The following is a 14552-nucleotide window of genomic DNA, read 5'->3' on the forward strand; positions in this document are numbered from 1 at the left end:
TCGCGCCGATGCGGCGGCTCGCGCTCGCATTCGCGGCGTCGCTGGCCGCCGCCCCGCTTTGGGCCGATCCGGCCGCGACGCTGGTCGGCCATGGCGGGCCGGTCATGGATATCGACGTGCGCGCCGACCGCGTGCTGACGGCCAGTTTCGACTATGCCGCCGGGCTGTGGCGCCTCTCCGATCCCGAAACCCCCGTCTGGCTGGACGGGCACCGCGCCGCGGTCAACGCCGTCGCGTTTCTCGATGACGCGAGGGCGCTGTCGGGGGGCGACGATTTCGACGCGATCCTGTGGGATCTCGACCGCGCGCAGCCGATCCGCCGGTTCACGGGGCACAAGGGCAAGGTTGTCGCGGTCGCCCCTTCGCCGGACGGGGCGCGCCTTGCCACGGCAAGCTGGGACGGCACCGCGCGCATCTGGGACATGGCCACGGGCGCGGTGCTGGCCACGCTCGACGCGCATCGCGGCCCGGTCAACGATATCGCCTGGGGGCAGGGTGCGCTGTTCACCGCCAGTCAGGACGGGCGCATCCTCGAATGGGATCCCGCGGACTGGAGTCTCGTGCGCGTCGTGGCCGAGCACGGGTTCGGCATCAACGTGCTGGCGCTGGACGAGGCGGCGGGGTGGCTGGCCTTTGGCGCGCTCGACGGGGGAACGCGGGTGCTGGCCCTGTCCGACCTGGCGCCGCTGGCCGACCTGACCGCCGACCGCCGCCCGGTCCTCGCACTCGCCCTTTCGCCCGATGGCGCACGGCTGGCCGTGGGCGACGGCGAAGGTTACCTGATGGTCGTGGCGACCGCCGACTGGTCGGTCGAGCGTGACATTCGCGCCGCGCTGAACGGCCCCGTCTGGGCGCTGGCCTTCGCCGATGGCGACACGGTGATTTCGGGCGGGATCTCGGATGCGGCCACGATCTGGCCGCTGGGCAGCGACGTCGCGCGCCCCGATACGGCCGAAACCGCGCGCGCCTTTCAGGCCGATCCCGCGACGCTCGGCAATGGCGAGCGGCAGTTCCAGCGCAAATGCTCGGTCTGCCATACGCTGACCGGCGACACGGCCCGCCGCGCCGGCCCGTCGCTGGAAAATGTCTTTGGCCGTCGCGCCGGCACCTATCCGGGCTATGCCTATTCCGACGCGCTTGCCGGGTCGGACATCGTCTGGACCGCCGAGACCGTCGCCCGCCTGTTCGAGATCGGCCCCGACCACATGACACCGGGCAGCAAGATGCCCATGCAGCAGATCGCTTCGGCGCAGGACCGTGCCGACCTGATCGAGTTTCTCGAAATCGCAACACGCCCGGAGTGACCCGCCATGAAGATGATCGTTCTCGGAACCCTCGCCAGCTTTGCCATCGCCGCCGTGGCCTGGTTCGTGCTCGACACCATCCCCTATAGCAGCGCCGACAGGGGGACCGTCGGCGGGTCGGTCCGGCTCGACGGCACCGACTGAGCCGCCGCTTGCGCGGGGCGGCCGCGCGGCGCACCATCCCCCGGCACGATGGCCGGAGGGTTCATGCCCCGTTTCACCCGCAGCTTTACCCAGCAGGAGCCTTTGCCCCCCGAGGCGCAACGCGCCGCGCTGGCGGTGATGCAATCGGGGCGGCTGCACCGCTATAACACCGCGCCCGGCGAACGGTCCGAGGCCGCGGCGCTCGAGGCCGAGTTCGCGGAATGGCAGGGCGCGCGTTTCTGCCTCGCGGTCGGATCGGGCGGGCAGGCGATGCAGATCGCACTGCGCGCCGGCGGGGTCGGGCCGGGGGATAGCGTTCTCACCAATGCCTTCACGCTGGCCCCGGTGCCCGGCGCGATCGCGGCGGTGGGGGCGCGACCGGTGCTGGTCGAGATCACGCCCGACCTCGTGCTCGACCTCGACGACCTTGCGGCGCGGGCCGCCGCCAGCGGCGCGCGGGTCCTGCTGCTGTCGCATATGCGCGGGCATCTGTGCGACATGGAGGCGCTGATGGCGCTGGCGGATCGGCTGGGCCTGACCGTGATCGAGGATTGCGCCCACACGATGGGCGCGCGGTTCAAGGGGCGCCGCGCGGGCGGGTTCGGGCGCGCGGCCTGTTTTTCGACCCAGACCTACAAGCATATCAATTCGGGCGAGGGCGGGCTGCTGACCACCGACGACGCAAATCTCGCCGCGCGCGCCACGATCCTGTCGGGCAGCTACATGCTGTATGACCGGCACGGCGCGGGGCCCGATCCGGCGGCATTTGTCGATATCCGGCTCGACACGCCCAACATGTCCGCGCGGATGGACAATCTGCGTGCCGCGGTGCTGCGCCCGCAACTGGCGACGCTCGAGGCGAATGTCGCGCGATGGGGGGGCTTGTACGACCGGCTGGCGCGGGGGTTGCAGGGCATTCCGGGCGTGGCGTTGCCCCGCGCGGTCGAGGGGGCCGCGCGGGTGGGCTCGTCGCTGCAGTTCCGGCTCGACGGAATCGATGCCGGGGCCGCGCGCGCCGTGGTGGCGCAGGCCGCCGCCGAGGGGGTGGAGCTCAAATGGTTCGGCGCGCCCGAGCCCGCCGGGTTCACCTCGGCCCATCCGAGCTGGCGCTATGTCGCGGCGCAGCACATGCCCGCGACCGACAGCATCCTTGCCGGGCTGTTCGACCTGCGCCTGCCGCTGACCTTCACGCCCGAGGATTGCGACGTGATCGCCGCGGTGATCGCGGAGGCGATTGCCAAGGCGACGGGATAGGCCCGAAGGCGGTCAAAGCAGCGGCACATGCGGGGCGGCGGCACGGTCGAGCGTGCCGTCGAACCGCGGATCGACCATGATTTCGACCTGCCGCCGCGTGGCGGCAAAGCCCGCGCCCTGGTAGAACCGCAGCGCATGCGGGCTGTCGAGCGTGCAGGTCTGCACGGTGAACGCCTCGATCGGGCCGGCAAAGGCGCGGTCGAACGACCTGGCGACCAGCCAGCGGCCGATGCCGCGCCCCGCGAACCGCCCCGACAGTCCCAGAAAGGCGAGGCAGGGCCGGCCCGGCAGGCGAAAGTCGAGCTCGAGCAGGCCCGCGGCCTCGTCATCCACCGTCACGCGGTAGATCTCGACCAACGGATCGGCTAGCAGCGCCGACAGCGTCCGCGTGTCCATATGCAGGCGCGATTGCCATAGCCAGTCGCGCCCGATCTCGGCGAAAAGCCTGCGATAGGTCTCGGGCGACATGGTGCGGTCGCGGTGCAGCGCCACGCCCTCGGGCGCGGGGCCGGCAGGCGTATCGGGGGGGCTGCGGCGTTCGAGATGGGTGACGACGGCCGCGACATGGCCCGAAGGCAGGTCGTAGAGGCCGGGCGACAGGGCGGGGGGGCGTGAGGGCGATTCGGTCATGCGCGCGACATTAGCGCGGGGCGCCCCCGCTGTTCGACCCCCGTTCGCGGGTGCGATGCACATGCGACCGCCCGGCATCCGCCAGTCTCGGCGGGCCGGGTCGGTCCGTGGTCTTGGGGGAACGGCGCCGTTCACTGTATGGAGTGGCGCCGTTCCGTGGCGTACCGGTCAGCGATCCGCATCGGGGCGTCCGCCGCATCCGGTTGTCAGCCCGGACGCGTCGATCGGTGGACCGGGGCGGCCGATGAGCCGCCCCCCTTGGATCTGTCCGCCACGGGTCGTAAGGCCGGGGCGCGGGAGCTCTTGCCCCCGTCATAGCGCCCTGCCGGTTAAGATCGCGTAACCGCCGCGCACGCCTTCAGCGCAGGATCGACGCCCCGGCATAGCGCGCCGTCTCGCCCAGCATTTCCTCGATGCGGATCAACTGGTTGTACTTGGCCAGCCGGTCCGACCGCGACAGCGAACCGGTCTTGATCTGCCCGCAATTCGTGGCGACGGCCAGATCGGCGATGGTCGCGTCCTCGGTCTCGCCCGAGCGGTGCGACATGACGTTGGTATAGCGCGCGCGATGCGCGATATCGACCGCGCGCAGCGTCTCGGAGAGCGTGCCGATCTGGTTCACCTTGACCAGCATCGAGTTGGCGCAGCCGCGCGCGATGCCTTCTTGCAGGCGGGCGGGGTTGGTCACGAAAAGGTCGTCGCCGACAAGCTGGACGCGCTGGCCCAGCCGCTCGGTCAGCAGCTTCCAGCCGTCCCAGTCGTCTTCGGAGCAGCCGTCCTCGATCGACAGGATCGGGTAGTCGGCGCAGAGCTTTTCAAGGTAGTCGACGTTTTCCTCGGAGGTGAGCGACGCACCTTCGCCGGCCATCTCGTAGCGGCCGTCGCGGTAATATTCGGTGGCCGCGCAATCGAGCGCCAGCATGATCTCGTCACCGGGCTTGAACCCGGCGGTCTCGATGGATTTCAGCACGAAATCGAGCGCATCGCGAGTCGAGCTGATATCAGGGGCAAAACCGCCCTCGTCGCCGATCCCGGTCGAAAGCCCGGCCTGCGACAGCTCTTTCTTGAGCGTGTGAAAGATCTCGGCCCCCATCCGCACCGCCTCGCGGATATTGGCGGCGGCCACGGGCATGATCATGAATTCCTGGATGTCGATGGGATTGTCGGCATGTTCGCCGCCATTGATGATGTTCATCATCGGCACGGGCAGGGTGCGCGCGGCGGTACCGCCGACATAGCGGAAAAGCGGCTGCATCGTGAACTCGGCCGCGGCCTTGGCGGCGGCGAGGCTGACGCCCAGGATCGCGTTCGCGCCCAGCCGGCCCTTGTTGTCGGTGCCGTCGAGCTCGATCATGGTGGCGTCGAGCGCCTCCTGCTCGGTCGCGTCCAGCCCGACCACGGTCTCGGCGATCTCGCCGTTCACCGCCGCCACCGCCTCGAGCACGCCCTTGCCCATGTAGCGGCCCTTGTCGCCGTCGCGCCGCTCGACCGCCTCGTAGGCCCCGGTCGAGGCGCCCGAAGGCACCGCCGCGCGGCCCATCGAGCCGTCTTCGAGGATCACGTCGACCTCGACCGTGGGATTGCCCCGGCTGTCGAGGATCTCGCGGGCGGTGATGTCGATGATGGTGCTCATGGGGGCCTCTTTCGCGGTCAGGTTGGGTCGCGCGCAGGCTTACGCCCCTCGGGCGCGGGTGGGAAGGCCCCTGCGCAGCCGCCTTTCGCGCCAGAGCGCGTAGAGCCCGCTGCCCACGACGAGCCCCGCGCCCAGCAGCGTCAGCAGGTCCGGCCGCTCGCCCAGCAGCACCACCCCCAGCACCATCGCGAACAGGAGCCGCGAATAGCGAAAGGGGATCACCGTCGCCACGTCGCCGATCCGGGTGGCGCCGACCAGCAGCGAATAGGCAAAGACGCCGATGCCGACCGCCCCCGCCGTGGCGATCCAGGCGGGCGCGTCGCCCGCCACCGGCCCCGGCCCCAGCACGAGCAGCACCATCGCCGCGGGCGTGAGCGACAGGTAGGCCCAGAAGGACAGTTGCAGCGACGGGATCTCGGGCGGGATTCGGCGCGAGGCCACGTCGCGCACCGCCAGCATCAGCGCGGCAAAGGCCGCGAGCAGGGCGGGCGGGCGGAACCCCTCGAGCCCCGGCCGCAGCATGACGAGCACACCGGCCAGCCCCACCCCCACCGCGGTCCAGCGCCGCCAGCCGACCGTCTCGCGCAGCCACAGCGCGGCGCCCATGGTCACGAAGAGCGGTGTCGCCTGGAGGATCGCGGTGTTGAGCGACAGCGGCACCAGCCCCAGCGCGGTGACATAGGACAGGGTCGCGACGATCTCGGCGCCGTTGCGCGTCAGGACCAGCGGGTGGCGAAAGGCGGGCGCGGCGAGCGGCAGGCCCCGCGCGCGGCACAGCGTGGCAAAGATCACCGCGCCGCCCAGCGCCAGCACGGTCAGGATCTGCGCGGTGGGCAAGGCGGCCGAGGCGACCTTGATGAGCATGTCCTCGGCCGCGAAGGCCGCCATGGAGCCGACCATCAGCCCGATGGCGCGCAGGTTGTCGGGGTTCATCGCCGCCGCTTTCCGCGCAGCTCGAGCCGGTGCCCGACAAGGTCATAGCCCAGCCGCCGCGCGATTTTCTCTTGCAGCTTCTCGATCTCGGGATCGACGAACTCGATCACGTCGCCGGTCTCGATGTCGATGAGGTGGTCGTGATGCTGGCGCTCGGCATCCTCCCAGCGGGTGCGGCCGTCGCCGAAGGCGTGCGATTCCAGCAGGCCGCTATCCTCGAAGAGGCGCAGCGTGCGATAGACCGTGGCCAGGGACAGGCTCGGCTCGACCTTCTGGGCGCGCTTGTGCAGCTCTTCGGCGTCGGGGTGGTCGTCGGCGGCGTCGAGCACGCGGGCGATCACGCGGCGCTGGTGCGTCTGGCGCAGGCCCGCCGCGGCGAGCCGGTCGAGGATGCTGTCGGACATGGCCTGCCTTTCCTGCGGGAGCAGCCTGCCTTCTAGCGGTCGTTCGCCCCGGTGAGAAGGCGCCCCTCCATCACGGGCACGGCCTGTCCCGAAACCGTCACGCCAGATGGCCCGGCGGCGACGCCGATGCGGCTGGGGCGGCCCATGGCGACGCCCTGCGAGATCTCGATCTCGACCGGGCCGCCCTCGCTATGGGCGATCCATGCGCCCAGCGCGGCCGCGGCGCTGCCGGTGGCGGGATCCTCGGGGATGTCGTCGAGCGGCGCGAACATCCGCGCCTCGATCCGGGGGCCGTTGCGGACATGGGCATAGATCGCGAAGTCGAGCGGCAGCCTGTAGCGGTCCTGCGCCGCGCGAAAGGCAGCCGTGACCGGGGCGGCGGCGTCGAGATCGGGCAGCGACGCCAGCGGGGCCAGCACGAAGGGCAGCCCGACCGAGGCCACGGCGGGCGGCCCGGCCAGCCGGCTCGCGTCGAGGCCGAGACAGGCGGCGACGGTGGCCGCGTCGATCTCGGGGCCGAGCTCGAGCGCGCGGGTCTGGGTAAAGCGCGCGTGCGCGCCATCCACCTCGCAAGCTATGCGCCCCGCGCCGGTGGACAGATCGAACTGCCCCGCGGCGCGGCCCATGTCGCATAGCGCGACCGCGGTGCCGATCAGCGGATGCCCGGCAAAGGGGATCTCGGTGCGGGGGGTGAAGATGCGCAACCGCGCCACCGTGCCGGGGGCGTCCGGGGGATAGACGAAAACCGTCTCGGAAAAGCCGAACTCGGCGGCGATCCGTTGCAGATCACACTCGGGCAGGGGGGCCGCGTCGGGGACAATCGCCAGCGGATTGCCCCCGAAGGGCGCGTCGGTAAAGACGTCGTAGACGCGATAACCCGTCATCCGCCGCTCAGATCGTGTAGAGGGGCGGCTTGCCGTTCGCCTCGTGGATCTCGTTTACGGTGCGTCGCTCGATCTTGAGGGCGCGGGCCAGTGCGTCGAGATATTCGGCCTCGGCGCGGTTGTCGGGCTCGATGGCCAGAACGCTCGCGGTATAGACCTCGATCTCGTGCCCCTCGGGCACGTCGCGAGCCAGCGTCTCGGCATTGACGGGCGCGGTCATCTGCCGCTGGATAAAGGCGGTTTCCTCGGGCGAGGCGTCGCCGATCACCTCCATCAGGGTCGCGCGCTCGGCCTCGTCGATCTCGCCATCGGCGCGTGCGGCAAAGATCATCGCGCGCAGCATCAGGCCCGAAACCTGTTCCTCTTCGGGGGTGTTCTCGGGGGTGGGGCGGGTCGTGTCGAGCAGCCCGCGCATCCGTTCCGACCCCTGCGCGCCCGCCGTGGCGCCCGCAAGCGCGCCCAGCAGCCCGCCGATACCCGATTGCGTGCCGCCGCCCGTGCCGCCGCCGCGCCCGCCGAGCCCGGCCATGCCGAGCCCCGCGCCGCCGCCACGGGCCGCGCCCGCGCCCGCCGCGCCGCCGAGGCCGAGCTGGCCCAGCATGTCGCCGATGCCGCCGCCCGACAGGCCCCGCTGTCCGCCGCCGCCCTGCTGGCTTTCGGCGAGCTTGCGCTTGACGCCTTCGAGCCCGCCGGCGCTGCGGAACGCCTGCACACCCTTGGCCGCGGCAAAGGCCAGCGCCATTTTCACGGCCATCTTCTTGAGCGACATCTTGGAAACCTCGCGATCATGTCATTCAGCCCAATGTGGGGCCGGTATGGCAAGGCGGCAAGCCTTGCCGAGGGGTCGCGGGAAAAAGCTGGAGCGGGTGAAGGGAATCGAACCCTCGTCTTAAGCTTGGGAAGCTCCTGCTCTACCATTGAGCTACACCCGCCGCGCCGCCCGATTAGATCGACTTGGCCCGTGCGGTCAAGCGCGATCCGCGCCTTTCGCCGGCCCCTCTGCCACCAGCCGCGCGACATAGCCCGGCAGCGCAAAGGCCGCGTGATGCACCTCGGCCGTGTAATAGCCGAAGGACAGGCCCGATGCGGTCACCCGCGCCGCGACGGTGGCGGGATCGGTGCGCCGCGCGTCGCCGTCGCTGCCCCAGCCAAAGGCCATCGGCCCGCCGGTATAGGTCGGCACGGTGGCGAGATAGCAGGTCGCGTCGGCAAAGAGGGTGCGAAAGGCGCGCATGGTGCCGGCAAGCTCGTCGCCCTGCATGAAGGGCACGCCGTTCTGCGTCACGAGGATGCCGCCGGGCGCCAGCGCGCGTTTCGCATGGCCGTAGAAATGATCGGTGAACAGCACCTCGCCCGGACCGACGGGGTCGGTCGAATCGACGATGATGACGTCGAACCCGCCATCGGTGTCGCGCATGAAATCGGCGCCGTCGGCGATGACGAGGTTCAGGCGCGGATCGTCGAAGGCCCCGTCGGAAATGCCCGGCAGGTAGGTTTTCGAGAACTCGACCACGCCCGCGTCGATCTCGACCATCACCACCTCGTCCAGCGGATGGCGCAGCGCCTCGCGCGCCATGCCGCCATCGCCGCCGCCCACGATCAGCACGCGACGCGCCGCGCCATGCGCGAAAAGCGGCACATGGGTCAGCATCTCGTGATAGATGAAATTGTCGCCCTCGGTCACCTGCACCACGCCGTCGAGCGTCAGCACCCGCCCGAAGCGCGCGTTGTGGAACACGCGCAGGCGCTGGTGATCGGTCTGGCTGTCATAGAGCAATTCGTCCTCGCGCAGCGCCTGGGCATAGTCGCCATGCAGCGCCTCGACGGTCCAGCCGGTCAGGTTGGTCATTCGCTGTCTCCTCGGAACGGGAAGGTTCCCGCGTCTTCCCACGGGCCGCCCCGGTAATGCCAGAGGCGGAGCGCGTCGAAAACCCCGCTCCAGGGGGTGAAACCGGCCCGCAACTGCGCTTGGGTGGCGCGCGCCGTGTCGCGGTCGACCTTGTTCTGCACCGTCGCATGCAGTTTGCGCGCGCGGTCGTCGCTCGTGCTCAGCATGTCGCGCCAGGCGTCGCGCAGATCGCAATGCAGCGCGCGTGCCGGCGGGCAGTCGAGCGCCACCGCCGCGCCGCCGCCGAAATCGACGATGCCCGTGGCCGCGAAGGGCAGGGGCGCGTGGCGCGCGGCGGCCGCGGCCAGATCGGCCAGCACGCGGGCGATCGCATCGGACGGGAGCTGCTGGAACAGCGTGACATGAACGGGGATGAAGTTGCGCGCGGGCGGGAAGTGGCGCTGGCGCAGCGGCTCGAGCCGCGCAAAGCTCGGGGCGTCGAAGCCGAGGGTGAGGATCAGGGCCATGGGCGCCAAGATGCGGCGCCGCGCGGGCGCGTCAACAGGCGGGGCCGCGGAACGGAAAACGGGCGGCGCAGGGTGCTGCACCGCCCGTCGGGATCGCGGGGCCAGAGGCTCAGGCGGCGGCGGTTTCCGTCACCAGCCCCTCGCCGCGATAAAGCTCGCGCACGCGAACGTCGCGCGTCGCGAAGGCCTGTTTCAGCACGTCGACCGCCAGCCAGGGCCGGGCATCGCCGCACATGAACACGTCGAAGGCGCCATAGCCGATCTCGGGCCATGTGTGGACGCTGATATGGCTCTCGGCCAGGACCGCCACGCCCGAGACGCCCTGCGGGCTGAACTTGTGCGTGTGGATATGCAGCAGGGTCGCGCCGCAGGTGTCGACGCAATCGCGGAACGCCTGCTGGATACGGGCCTCGTCGTCGAGCCCGTGGCCGTTCACGACCTCGATAATGAGATGACGGCCCGCGAAAACACGGCCCTCTTCCCGGATGAAGTGATCGTCACGATCGTCACGCATGACGTCGATTGCGGGTGTATCTTCCGCTTGGGCGCCTGTCTCCAGACCGATCCCCAGTTGGAAGAGGTTGGCTCCGTCCATGGAGTGCCCCTTTCAGCCAGTAGATTGAATCCGTGGGTCCTTAGCGCCCCCCCAGGTCGTATCGTATAACGTCGCCTGAAGTTGGGATCGTCCCCGTTGGTATCGGCGGACCTAAGACGCCCGGACCGGCGGTGCAAGGATTATTTCGAGAAAAATGCAAAAGGCGCGGGAAAGCGCGCGGTCGGGGCGCGCGGGCGGGGGCCGGTGCGGCCCGATTGGTGGGGTATCTAGATACCTTATTTGCAAGTTACTGATCTGCAATGGTTTTGCGAGAGGATGCGCGCTTGACTGTGCCGCGCTGCGCTGTAGAACCCGCCCATTCCCTTTCACGGGGCGGCGTGCCGTCCCCCAGGACAGGATCCGTCATGAAAACCTTTACCGCTACCCCGGCGGATATCGACAAGAAATGGATCGTGATCGACGCCGAGGGCGTCGTTCTCGGCCGTCTCGCCTCGATCGTCGCCATGCGCCTGCGCGGCAAGCACAAGCCCACCTTCACCCCGTCGATGGACATGGGCGACAACGTCATCGTCATCAATGCCGACAAGGTCCAGCTGACCGGCAAGAAGCGTGACAAGCCCAATTACTGGCACACCGGCTATCCGGGCGGCATCAAGTCGCGCACCACGGGCCAGATCCTCGAGGGTGCCCATCCCGAGCGGGTGGTCATGCAGGCCATCAAGCGGATGCTGCCCGGCGGGCCGCTCAGCCGCAAGCAGATGACCAACCTGCGCGTCTATGCCGGGGCCGAGCACGGGCACGAGGCCCAGCAGCCCCAGGTCCTCGACGTCAAGGCGATGAACAAGAAGAACACGCGGGAGTCCAACTGATGGCCGAGCAAGTCAATTCCCTCGACGAGCTGAACCAGGCCGTGTCGGGCACCGCCGCCGGTCTCGACACCGAGACCCCGCGCGAGCCCGTCCGCGACGACCTGGGCCGCGCCTATGCCACCGGCAAGCGCAAGGACGCGGTCGCCCGCGTCTGGATCCGCCCCGGCTCGGGCAAGGTCACGGTCAACGGCAAGGACGTGAACACCTATTTCGCGCGTCCCGTGTTGCAGATGATCCTCAAGCAGCCCTTCTCGATCGCCAATGTCGAAGGGCAGTTCGACGTGACCGCCACGGTCAAGGGCGGCGGGCTGTCGGGACAGGCCGGCGCGGTCAAGCACGGCGTCTCCAAGGCGCTGCAGCTCTACGATCCCAGCCTGCGCGCCGCGCTCAAGGCGGCCGGGTTCCTGACCCGCGACAGCCGCGTGGTCGAGCGCAAGAAATACGGCAAGGCCAAGGCCCGCAAGAGCTTCCAGTTCTCCAAGCGCTGATCCCCGCGCCCCTGCCGACCGTCAAAGGCCCCGCAAGCGCGGGGCCTTTCTCGTTGCGGCGATGGCGCGATTGCGCCGGCGACCCGCGCGACCTAGTCTGCGCGAAACAGCCAGGGGGGGGCGACATGGCCAGGCAGACCGGGCCGCGGAACGGATCGTGCCATTGCGGCGCGGTCCGGTTCACCGTGCATCTCGGCGACGGGTTCGACACGATCCGGCGATGTTCGTTTTCCTGTTGCCGCATGAGGGGGCCATCGCGGCGAGCGCTCCGCTCGACGGTATCGCGTTCTCGCAGGGTGAAGAGCTTTTGACGCTGTATCGGTTCAACACCGGCACGGCAAAGCACTGGTTCTGCCCGGTCTGCGGGATCTACACCCATCATCAACGCCGCTCGAACCCCGATGAGCTGGGCACAAACGTCGCATGTCTCGAGGACGTCAGCCGCTTCGATTTCCCCGAGGTGATTGTCGGCAACGGGGTCCGGCACCCCTCCGACGACCCCGACGCCCCGAAGGTCGCGGGGGTGCTGCGGTTCACGGCGGCATGAAGGAGAGAAAACGCACATGACGGCATCCACCCCATTCGACCCGGCGGCCATCGACGCGGCGTTGCGTCTCGTCGTCGAGGATGTCGCGCCCGATGCACGGTATCTGGCCAAGTATGGCGGGGAGCTGATCTTGCCCGATCCCGGTAGCGACACGGCCATCGGCGGGATCTTTGCCTACGGGGCGCATGTCTCGCTCGAGTTCAGCCGTGGCGCGTTTCTCGACGACCCGCACGGCCATCTCGAAGGGCGCGGCAGGCTGCGCCGGCATCTCAAGTTCCGCAGCGTCGCCGATGTCGCGGCGAAGGACGCGCGCGGGTTCCTGAAACAGGCCATCGTGCGCTGAAGGGGGGGGCGGTGCCGCCCCCGCCTTACATGAAGCCCAGTTCGAGCCGGGCCTCGTCGGACATCATGTCCATGCCCCAGGGCGGGTCCCAGGTCAGTTGCACGTCGACGGTCTTGACGCCCGGCAGCGGCTCGATCGCGTCGGCGACCCAGCCGGGCATCTCGCCTGCCACGGGGCAGCCGGGCGCCGTCAGGGTCATGATGACCGAGACGTCGTTCTCGGGGGTGATGTCGATGGTGTAGATCAGGCCGAGATCGAAGATGTTGACCGGGATCTCGGGGTCATAGACGGACCGGCAGGCCTCGACGATGGGTTCGTGGAGGGGGTGGTCGGTGCTCGACGGCTGGATCAGCGGCGCGCCTTCCATCTGGTCGGTCTGGGTCATGGAACCTGTCCTTCGGGAAATCCGACTGAATATATATGGATCACGCGCGCCGAGATAAAGCCCCCTCGCGCCAGGGCCCCCGCGCCTAACCCGGCTGGTCGAAGCCGATTTCGGGCAGGACGGGGCGGCCGGTCTCGGCCTCCATCCGCTGTGCCGCGGCGATCAGGCGTTCGCGCATCGCCGTCTCGGTGGGCCAGCAAGTATCGGGGTCGGGCACGGGGGCCTGGAACCGGACCTTCTGGCCAAAGGCGTCCTGCGACATGACATGGACCGCGCATTGATCCTTGGGCGTGATCTCGTCCTCCTCCTCGCAGAGTTCGAAGAACCGTTTGCGCATCGCGTCGATATCGGCATGATGGTGCAGCGTCAGCGTGGCCGAGATGGTCATGCCGTCCTCGGTCATGGACCAGTTCTCGAACCGGCCCGAGACGAACTCGGCCACCGGCACGACGAGGCGGTTGCCGTTCCAGATCCTGAGCTGGACAAAGGTGAAGTGGATGCGCTCGACCGTGCTGAAATAGCCCTCGTAGATGACCCGGTCGCCGATCCGGGCCGAGCGGTTCATCGCGATCTGGAGGCTGGCGAGGATGTTGCCCAGCACCTGCCGCCCCGCAAAGCCGAAGACCAGCGTCAGCGCGCCCGCCGAGGCGAGGAGCGAGAAGCCCAGCGAGCGGAACACGTTGGACGAGGCGAGCACGATCCCCACCCCCACGATCACCGCCAGCACGATCACGATGCGCCGACCCGCCGTCATCAGGGTGGCCATGGCCCGGACCGAGGTCTTGCCGGAATCGGCCAGCGCGTCGCTGTCGAAGGTCACGATGCGGTCGAGCACCTCGTCGATCAGCGTGATGGCAAAGATCAGCACCGCCGCGACATAGCCCAGCAGCGAGACGGGCGTGACGATGGCCGTCACGAGGCCCGGAAAGGTGAATACGTGCTGCGAGGCGACGACGATCATCGTGGCCACGGCGAGGATGATCGACGGCCAGCGCAGCGCGCGCAGCACCAGCCGCGCCCAGCCCCATTGGGCCACGCGCGACAGCCGGTCGAAGATCAGCCAGACGAGCCAGCCCGCCAGCGCCGCGCCGATCGCGATCACGGGCAGGCCGATGACCTCCCACAGGCGCAGGCCCATGGGGGTCTCGATCTTGAGCCACGGGGGCAGGGCGTTTTCGAGCCGCGTCGGCCCGTAAAGCTCGTAAAGCGCGGGCACATCCGTCACGGTCTCGGACGAGAACACCCAGACGGGCGGTTCCTCGCCCACGCGCAGGCGGTTGAGCCGGATCGCCGTCTCGCGCGGTCCGCGGTCAAGCACGCCCAGCAGGAGCGAGCGGCGCGGCTCTCCGGCCATGGTGGCGTTGGAGGAGAGCTGGGCGTTCAGCGCGTCGGGCCGCTCGAGCAGGGTGCGCCAAGTCAGGATTGCGCGCCGGTCGAGCAGCTCTTTCAGCTTGCGCGCCAGTTCGGGGCCGCGCGTCGCCTGTTCGACGGCCGGAATCTCGCGCAGGTCGAGCATGTGGGCGGCGGCGGCGTAATCGTCGCGATCCACGGCATCGAGAAAGGACTCGACCGCCGATTGGGGCGTGTCGCGCTGCATCGTGTCGGGCGGGGCGCCGAGGCCCGCGTTCAGCGCGTCGATCTCGAAATAGGTGCCCACGGGGCCCGAGGCGCCCTCCTGCGCGCGGGCGGGCAGGGCGAGGGCTGCGACCAGCGCCACGAGGATGGCGAGGACGCGCAAGATCGGGGGCCGCGACATCATGTCATGGCGATATGGCGCGCGCGGCCGCGAAGTCAGGGGGGGGCGGGACGCTTGCACCGCGCGG

The 14552-nt window shown here is 69.5% G+C and carries 18 protein-coding genes and 1 tRNA gene; 7 read left to right on the plus strand and 12 right to left on the minus strand.

Features of this window, described 5'->3' with window-relative positions; all coding sequences use genetic code 11:
- Positions 1–8 precede the first annotated feature (8 nt).
- The 3 genes from E2L08_RS09435 to E2L08_RS09440 all read left to right on the plus strand — a co-directional run bounded on the left by E2L08_RS09435 (position 9) and on the right by E2L08_RS09440 (position 2702).
- Positions 9–1304: a c-type cytochrome gene (locus tag E2L08_RS09435; protein WP_133396823.1), complete on the plus strand. Its 1296-nt coding sequence runs from the start codon at positions 9–11 to the stop codon at positions 1302–1304.
- Positions 1305–1310: 6 nt separating this feature from the next.
- Positions 1311–1448: a hypothetical protein gene (locus E2L08_RS17010; protein ID WP_168771109.1), complete on the plus strand. Its 138-nt coding sequence runs from the start codon at positions 1311–1313 to the stop codon at positions 1446–1448.
- Positions 1449–1511: 63 nt separating this feature from the next.
- The gene (locus E2L08_RS09440) at positions 1512–2702 is read left to right on the plus strand and encodes a DegT/DnrJ/EryC1/StrS family aminotransferase (RefSeq protein ID WP_133396824.1); all 1191 of its coding nucleotides are present in this window, start codon (positions 1512–1514) and stop codon (positions 2700–2702) included.
- 12 nt (positions 2703–2714) lie between these two features.
- On the opposite strand, the gene E2L08_RS09445 is transcribed toward E2L08_RS09440, so the two are convergent.
- From E2L08_RS09445 to speD, 10 genes are all read right to left on the minus strand, one after another.
- Positions 2715–3332, minus strand: coding sequence for a GNAT family N-acetyltransferase (locus E2L08_RS09445; RefSeq protein ID WP_133396825.1), 618 nt, complete (start codon positions 3330–3332; stop codon positions 2715–2717).
- A 358-nt stretch (positions 3333–3690) separates the two neighbouring features.
- Complete coding sequence (gene eno / locus E2L08_RS09450) at positions 3691–4965, minus strand: phosphopyruvate hydratase (RefSeq protein ID WP_133396826.1); 1275 nt, start codon at positions 4963–4965, stop codon at positions 3691–3693.
- A gap of 39 nt (positions 4966–5004) precedes the next feature.
- Entirely contained in the window at positions 5005–5898 is an 894-nt protein-coding gene (locus E2L08_RS09455) for a DMT family transporter (RefSeq protein ID WP_133396827.1), read from the minus strand.
- Positions 5895–6302: a Fur family transcriptional regulator gene (locus tag E2L08_RS09460; RefSeq protein ID WP_133396828.1), complete on the minus strand. Its 408-nt coding sequence runs from the start codon at positions 6300–6302 to the stop codon at positions 5895–5897. Before E2L08_RS09460 ends, E2L08_RS09455 begins: the two co-directional genes overlap by 4 nt.
- Positions 6303–6334: 32 nt before the next feature.
- Positions 6335–7186 carry a PhzF family phenazine biosynthesis protein gene (locus E2L08_RS09465; protein ID WP_133396829.1) on the minus strand — a complete coding sequence of 284 codons (852 nt, stop codon included), beginning with the start codon at positions 7184–7186 and terminating at the stop codon, positions 6335–6337.
- A 7-nt stretch (positions 7187–7193) separates the two neighbouring features.
- Entirely contained in the window at positions 7194–7955 is a 762-nt protein-coding gene (locus E2L08_RS09470) for a DUF533 domain-containing protein (RefSeq protein ID WP_133396830.1), read from the minus strand.
- 89 nt (positions 7956–8044) lie between these two features.
- Positions 8045–8118: transfer RNA gene (locus tag E2L08_RS09475), tRNA-Gly, on the minus strand.
- Positions 8119–8153: 35 nt separating this feature from the next.
- On the minus strand, positions 8154–9035 hold the full coding sequence (gene speE / locus E2L08_RS09480) for a polyamine aminopropyltransferase (RefSeq protein ID WP_133396831.1): 882 nt from the start codon (positions 9033–9035) through the stop codon (positions 8154–8156).
- Positions 9032–9541 carry a 2'-5' RNA ligase family protein gene (locus E2L08_RS09485; protein ID WP_133396832.1) on the minus strand — a complete coding sequence of 170 codons (510 nt, stop codon included), beginning with the start codon at positions 9539–9541 and terminating at the stop codon, positions 9032–9034. The genes speE and E2L08_RS09485 overlap by 4 nt, the downstream gene beginning before the upstream one ends.
- 109 nt (positions 9542–9650) lie before the next feature.
- On the minus strand, positions 9651–10136 hold the full coding sequence (gene speD, locus E2L08_RS09490; protein WP_133396833.1) for an adenosylmethionine decarboxylase: 486 nt from the start codon (positions 10134–10136) through the stop codon (positions 9651–9653).
- Between the two features lie 365 nt (positions 10137–10501).
- Between speD and rplM the strand changes: the two genes are divergently transcribed.
- The 4 genes from rplM (at position 10502) to E2L08_RS09510 (ending at position 12344) form a co-directional block, all read left to right on the plus strand.
- Entirely contained in the window at positions 10502–10966 is a 465-nt protein-coding gene (rplM, locus tag E2L08_RS09495) for a 50S ribosomal protein L13 (protein ID WP_133396834.1), read from the plus strand.
- Entirely contained in the window at positions 10966–11454 is a 489-nt protein-coding gene (rpsI, locus tag E2L08_RS09500; protein WP_133396835.1) for a 30S ribosomal protein S9, read from the plus strand. The genes rplM and rpsI overlap by 1 nt, the downstream gene beginning before the upstream one ends.
- A 220-nt stretch (positions 11455–11674) precedes the next feature.
- On the plus strand, positions 11675–12001 hold the full coding sequence (locus E2L08_RS09505; RefSeq protein WP_370450683.1) for a GFA family protein: 327 nt from the start codon (positions 11675–11677) through the stop codon (positions 11999–12001).
- Positions 12002–12017: 16 nt separating this feature from the next.
- Positions 12018–12344, plus strand: a complete 327-nt coding sequence (locus E2L08_RS09510; protein WP_133396836.1) for a DUF1801 domain-containing protein — start codon at positions 12018–12020, stop codon at positions 12342–12344.
- A 25-nt stretch (positions 12345–12369) separates the two neighbouring features.
- Here E2L08_RS09510 and E2L08_RS09515 read toward each other — a convergent pair whose 3' ends face one another.
- The gene (locus E2L08_RS09515) at positions 12370–12729 is read right to left on the minus strand and encodes an SUF system Fe-S cluster assembly protein (protein ID WP_133396837.1); all 360 of its coding nucleotides are present in this window, start codon (positions 12727–12729) and stop codon (positions 12370–12372) included.
- A gap of 85 nt (positions 12730–12814) precedes the next feature.
- On the minus strand, positions 12815–14467 hold the full coding sequence (locus tag E2L08_RS09520; RefSeq protein ID WP_168771111.1) for a mechanosensitive ion channel family protein: 1653 nt from the start codon (positions 14465–14467) through the stop codon (positions 12815–12817).
- Positions 14468–14552 lie beyond the last annotated feature (85 nt).

The organism is Palleronia sediminis, assembly GCF_004358695.1.
In the GTDB taxonomy this organism is placed as follows: Bacteria; Pseudomonadota; Alphaproteobacteria; order Rhodobacterales; family Rhodobacteraceae; genus Palleronia; species Palleronia sediminis.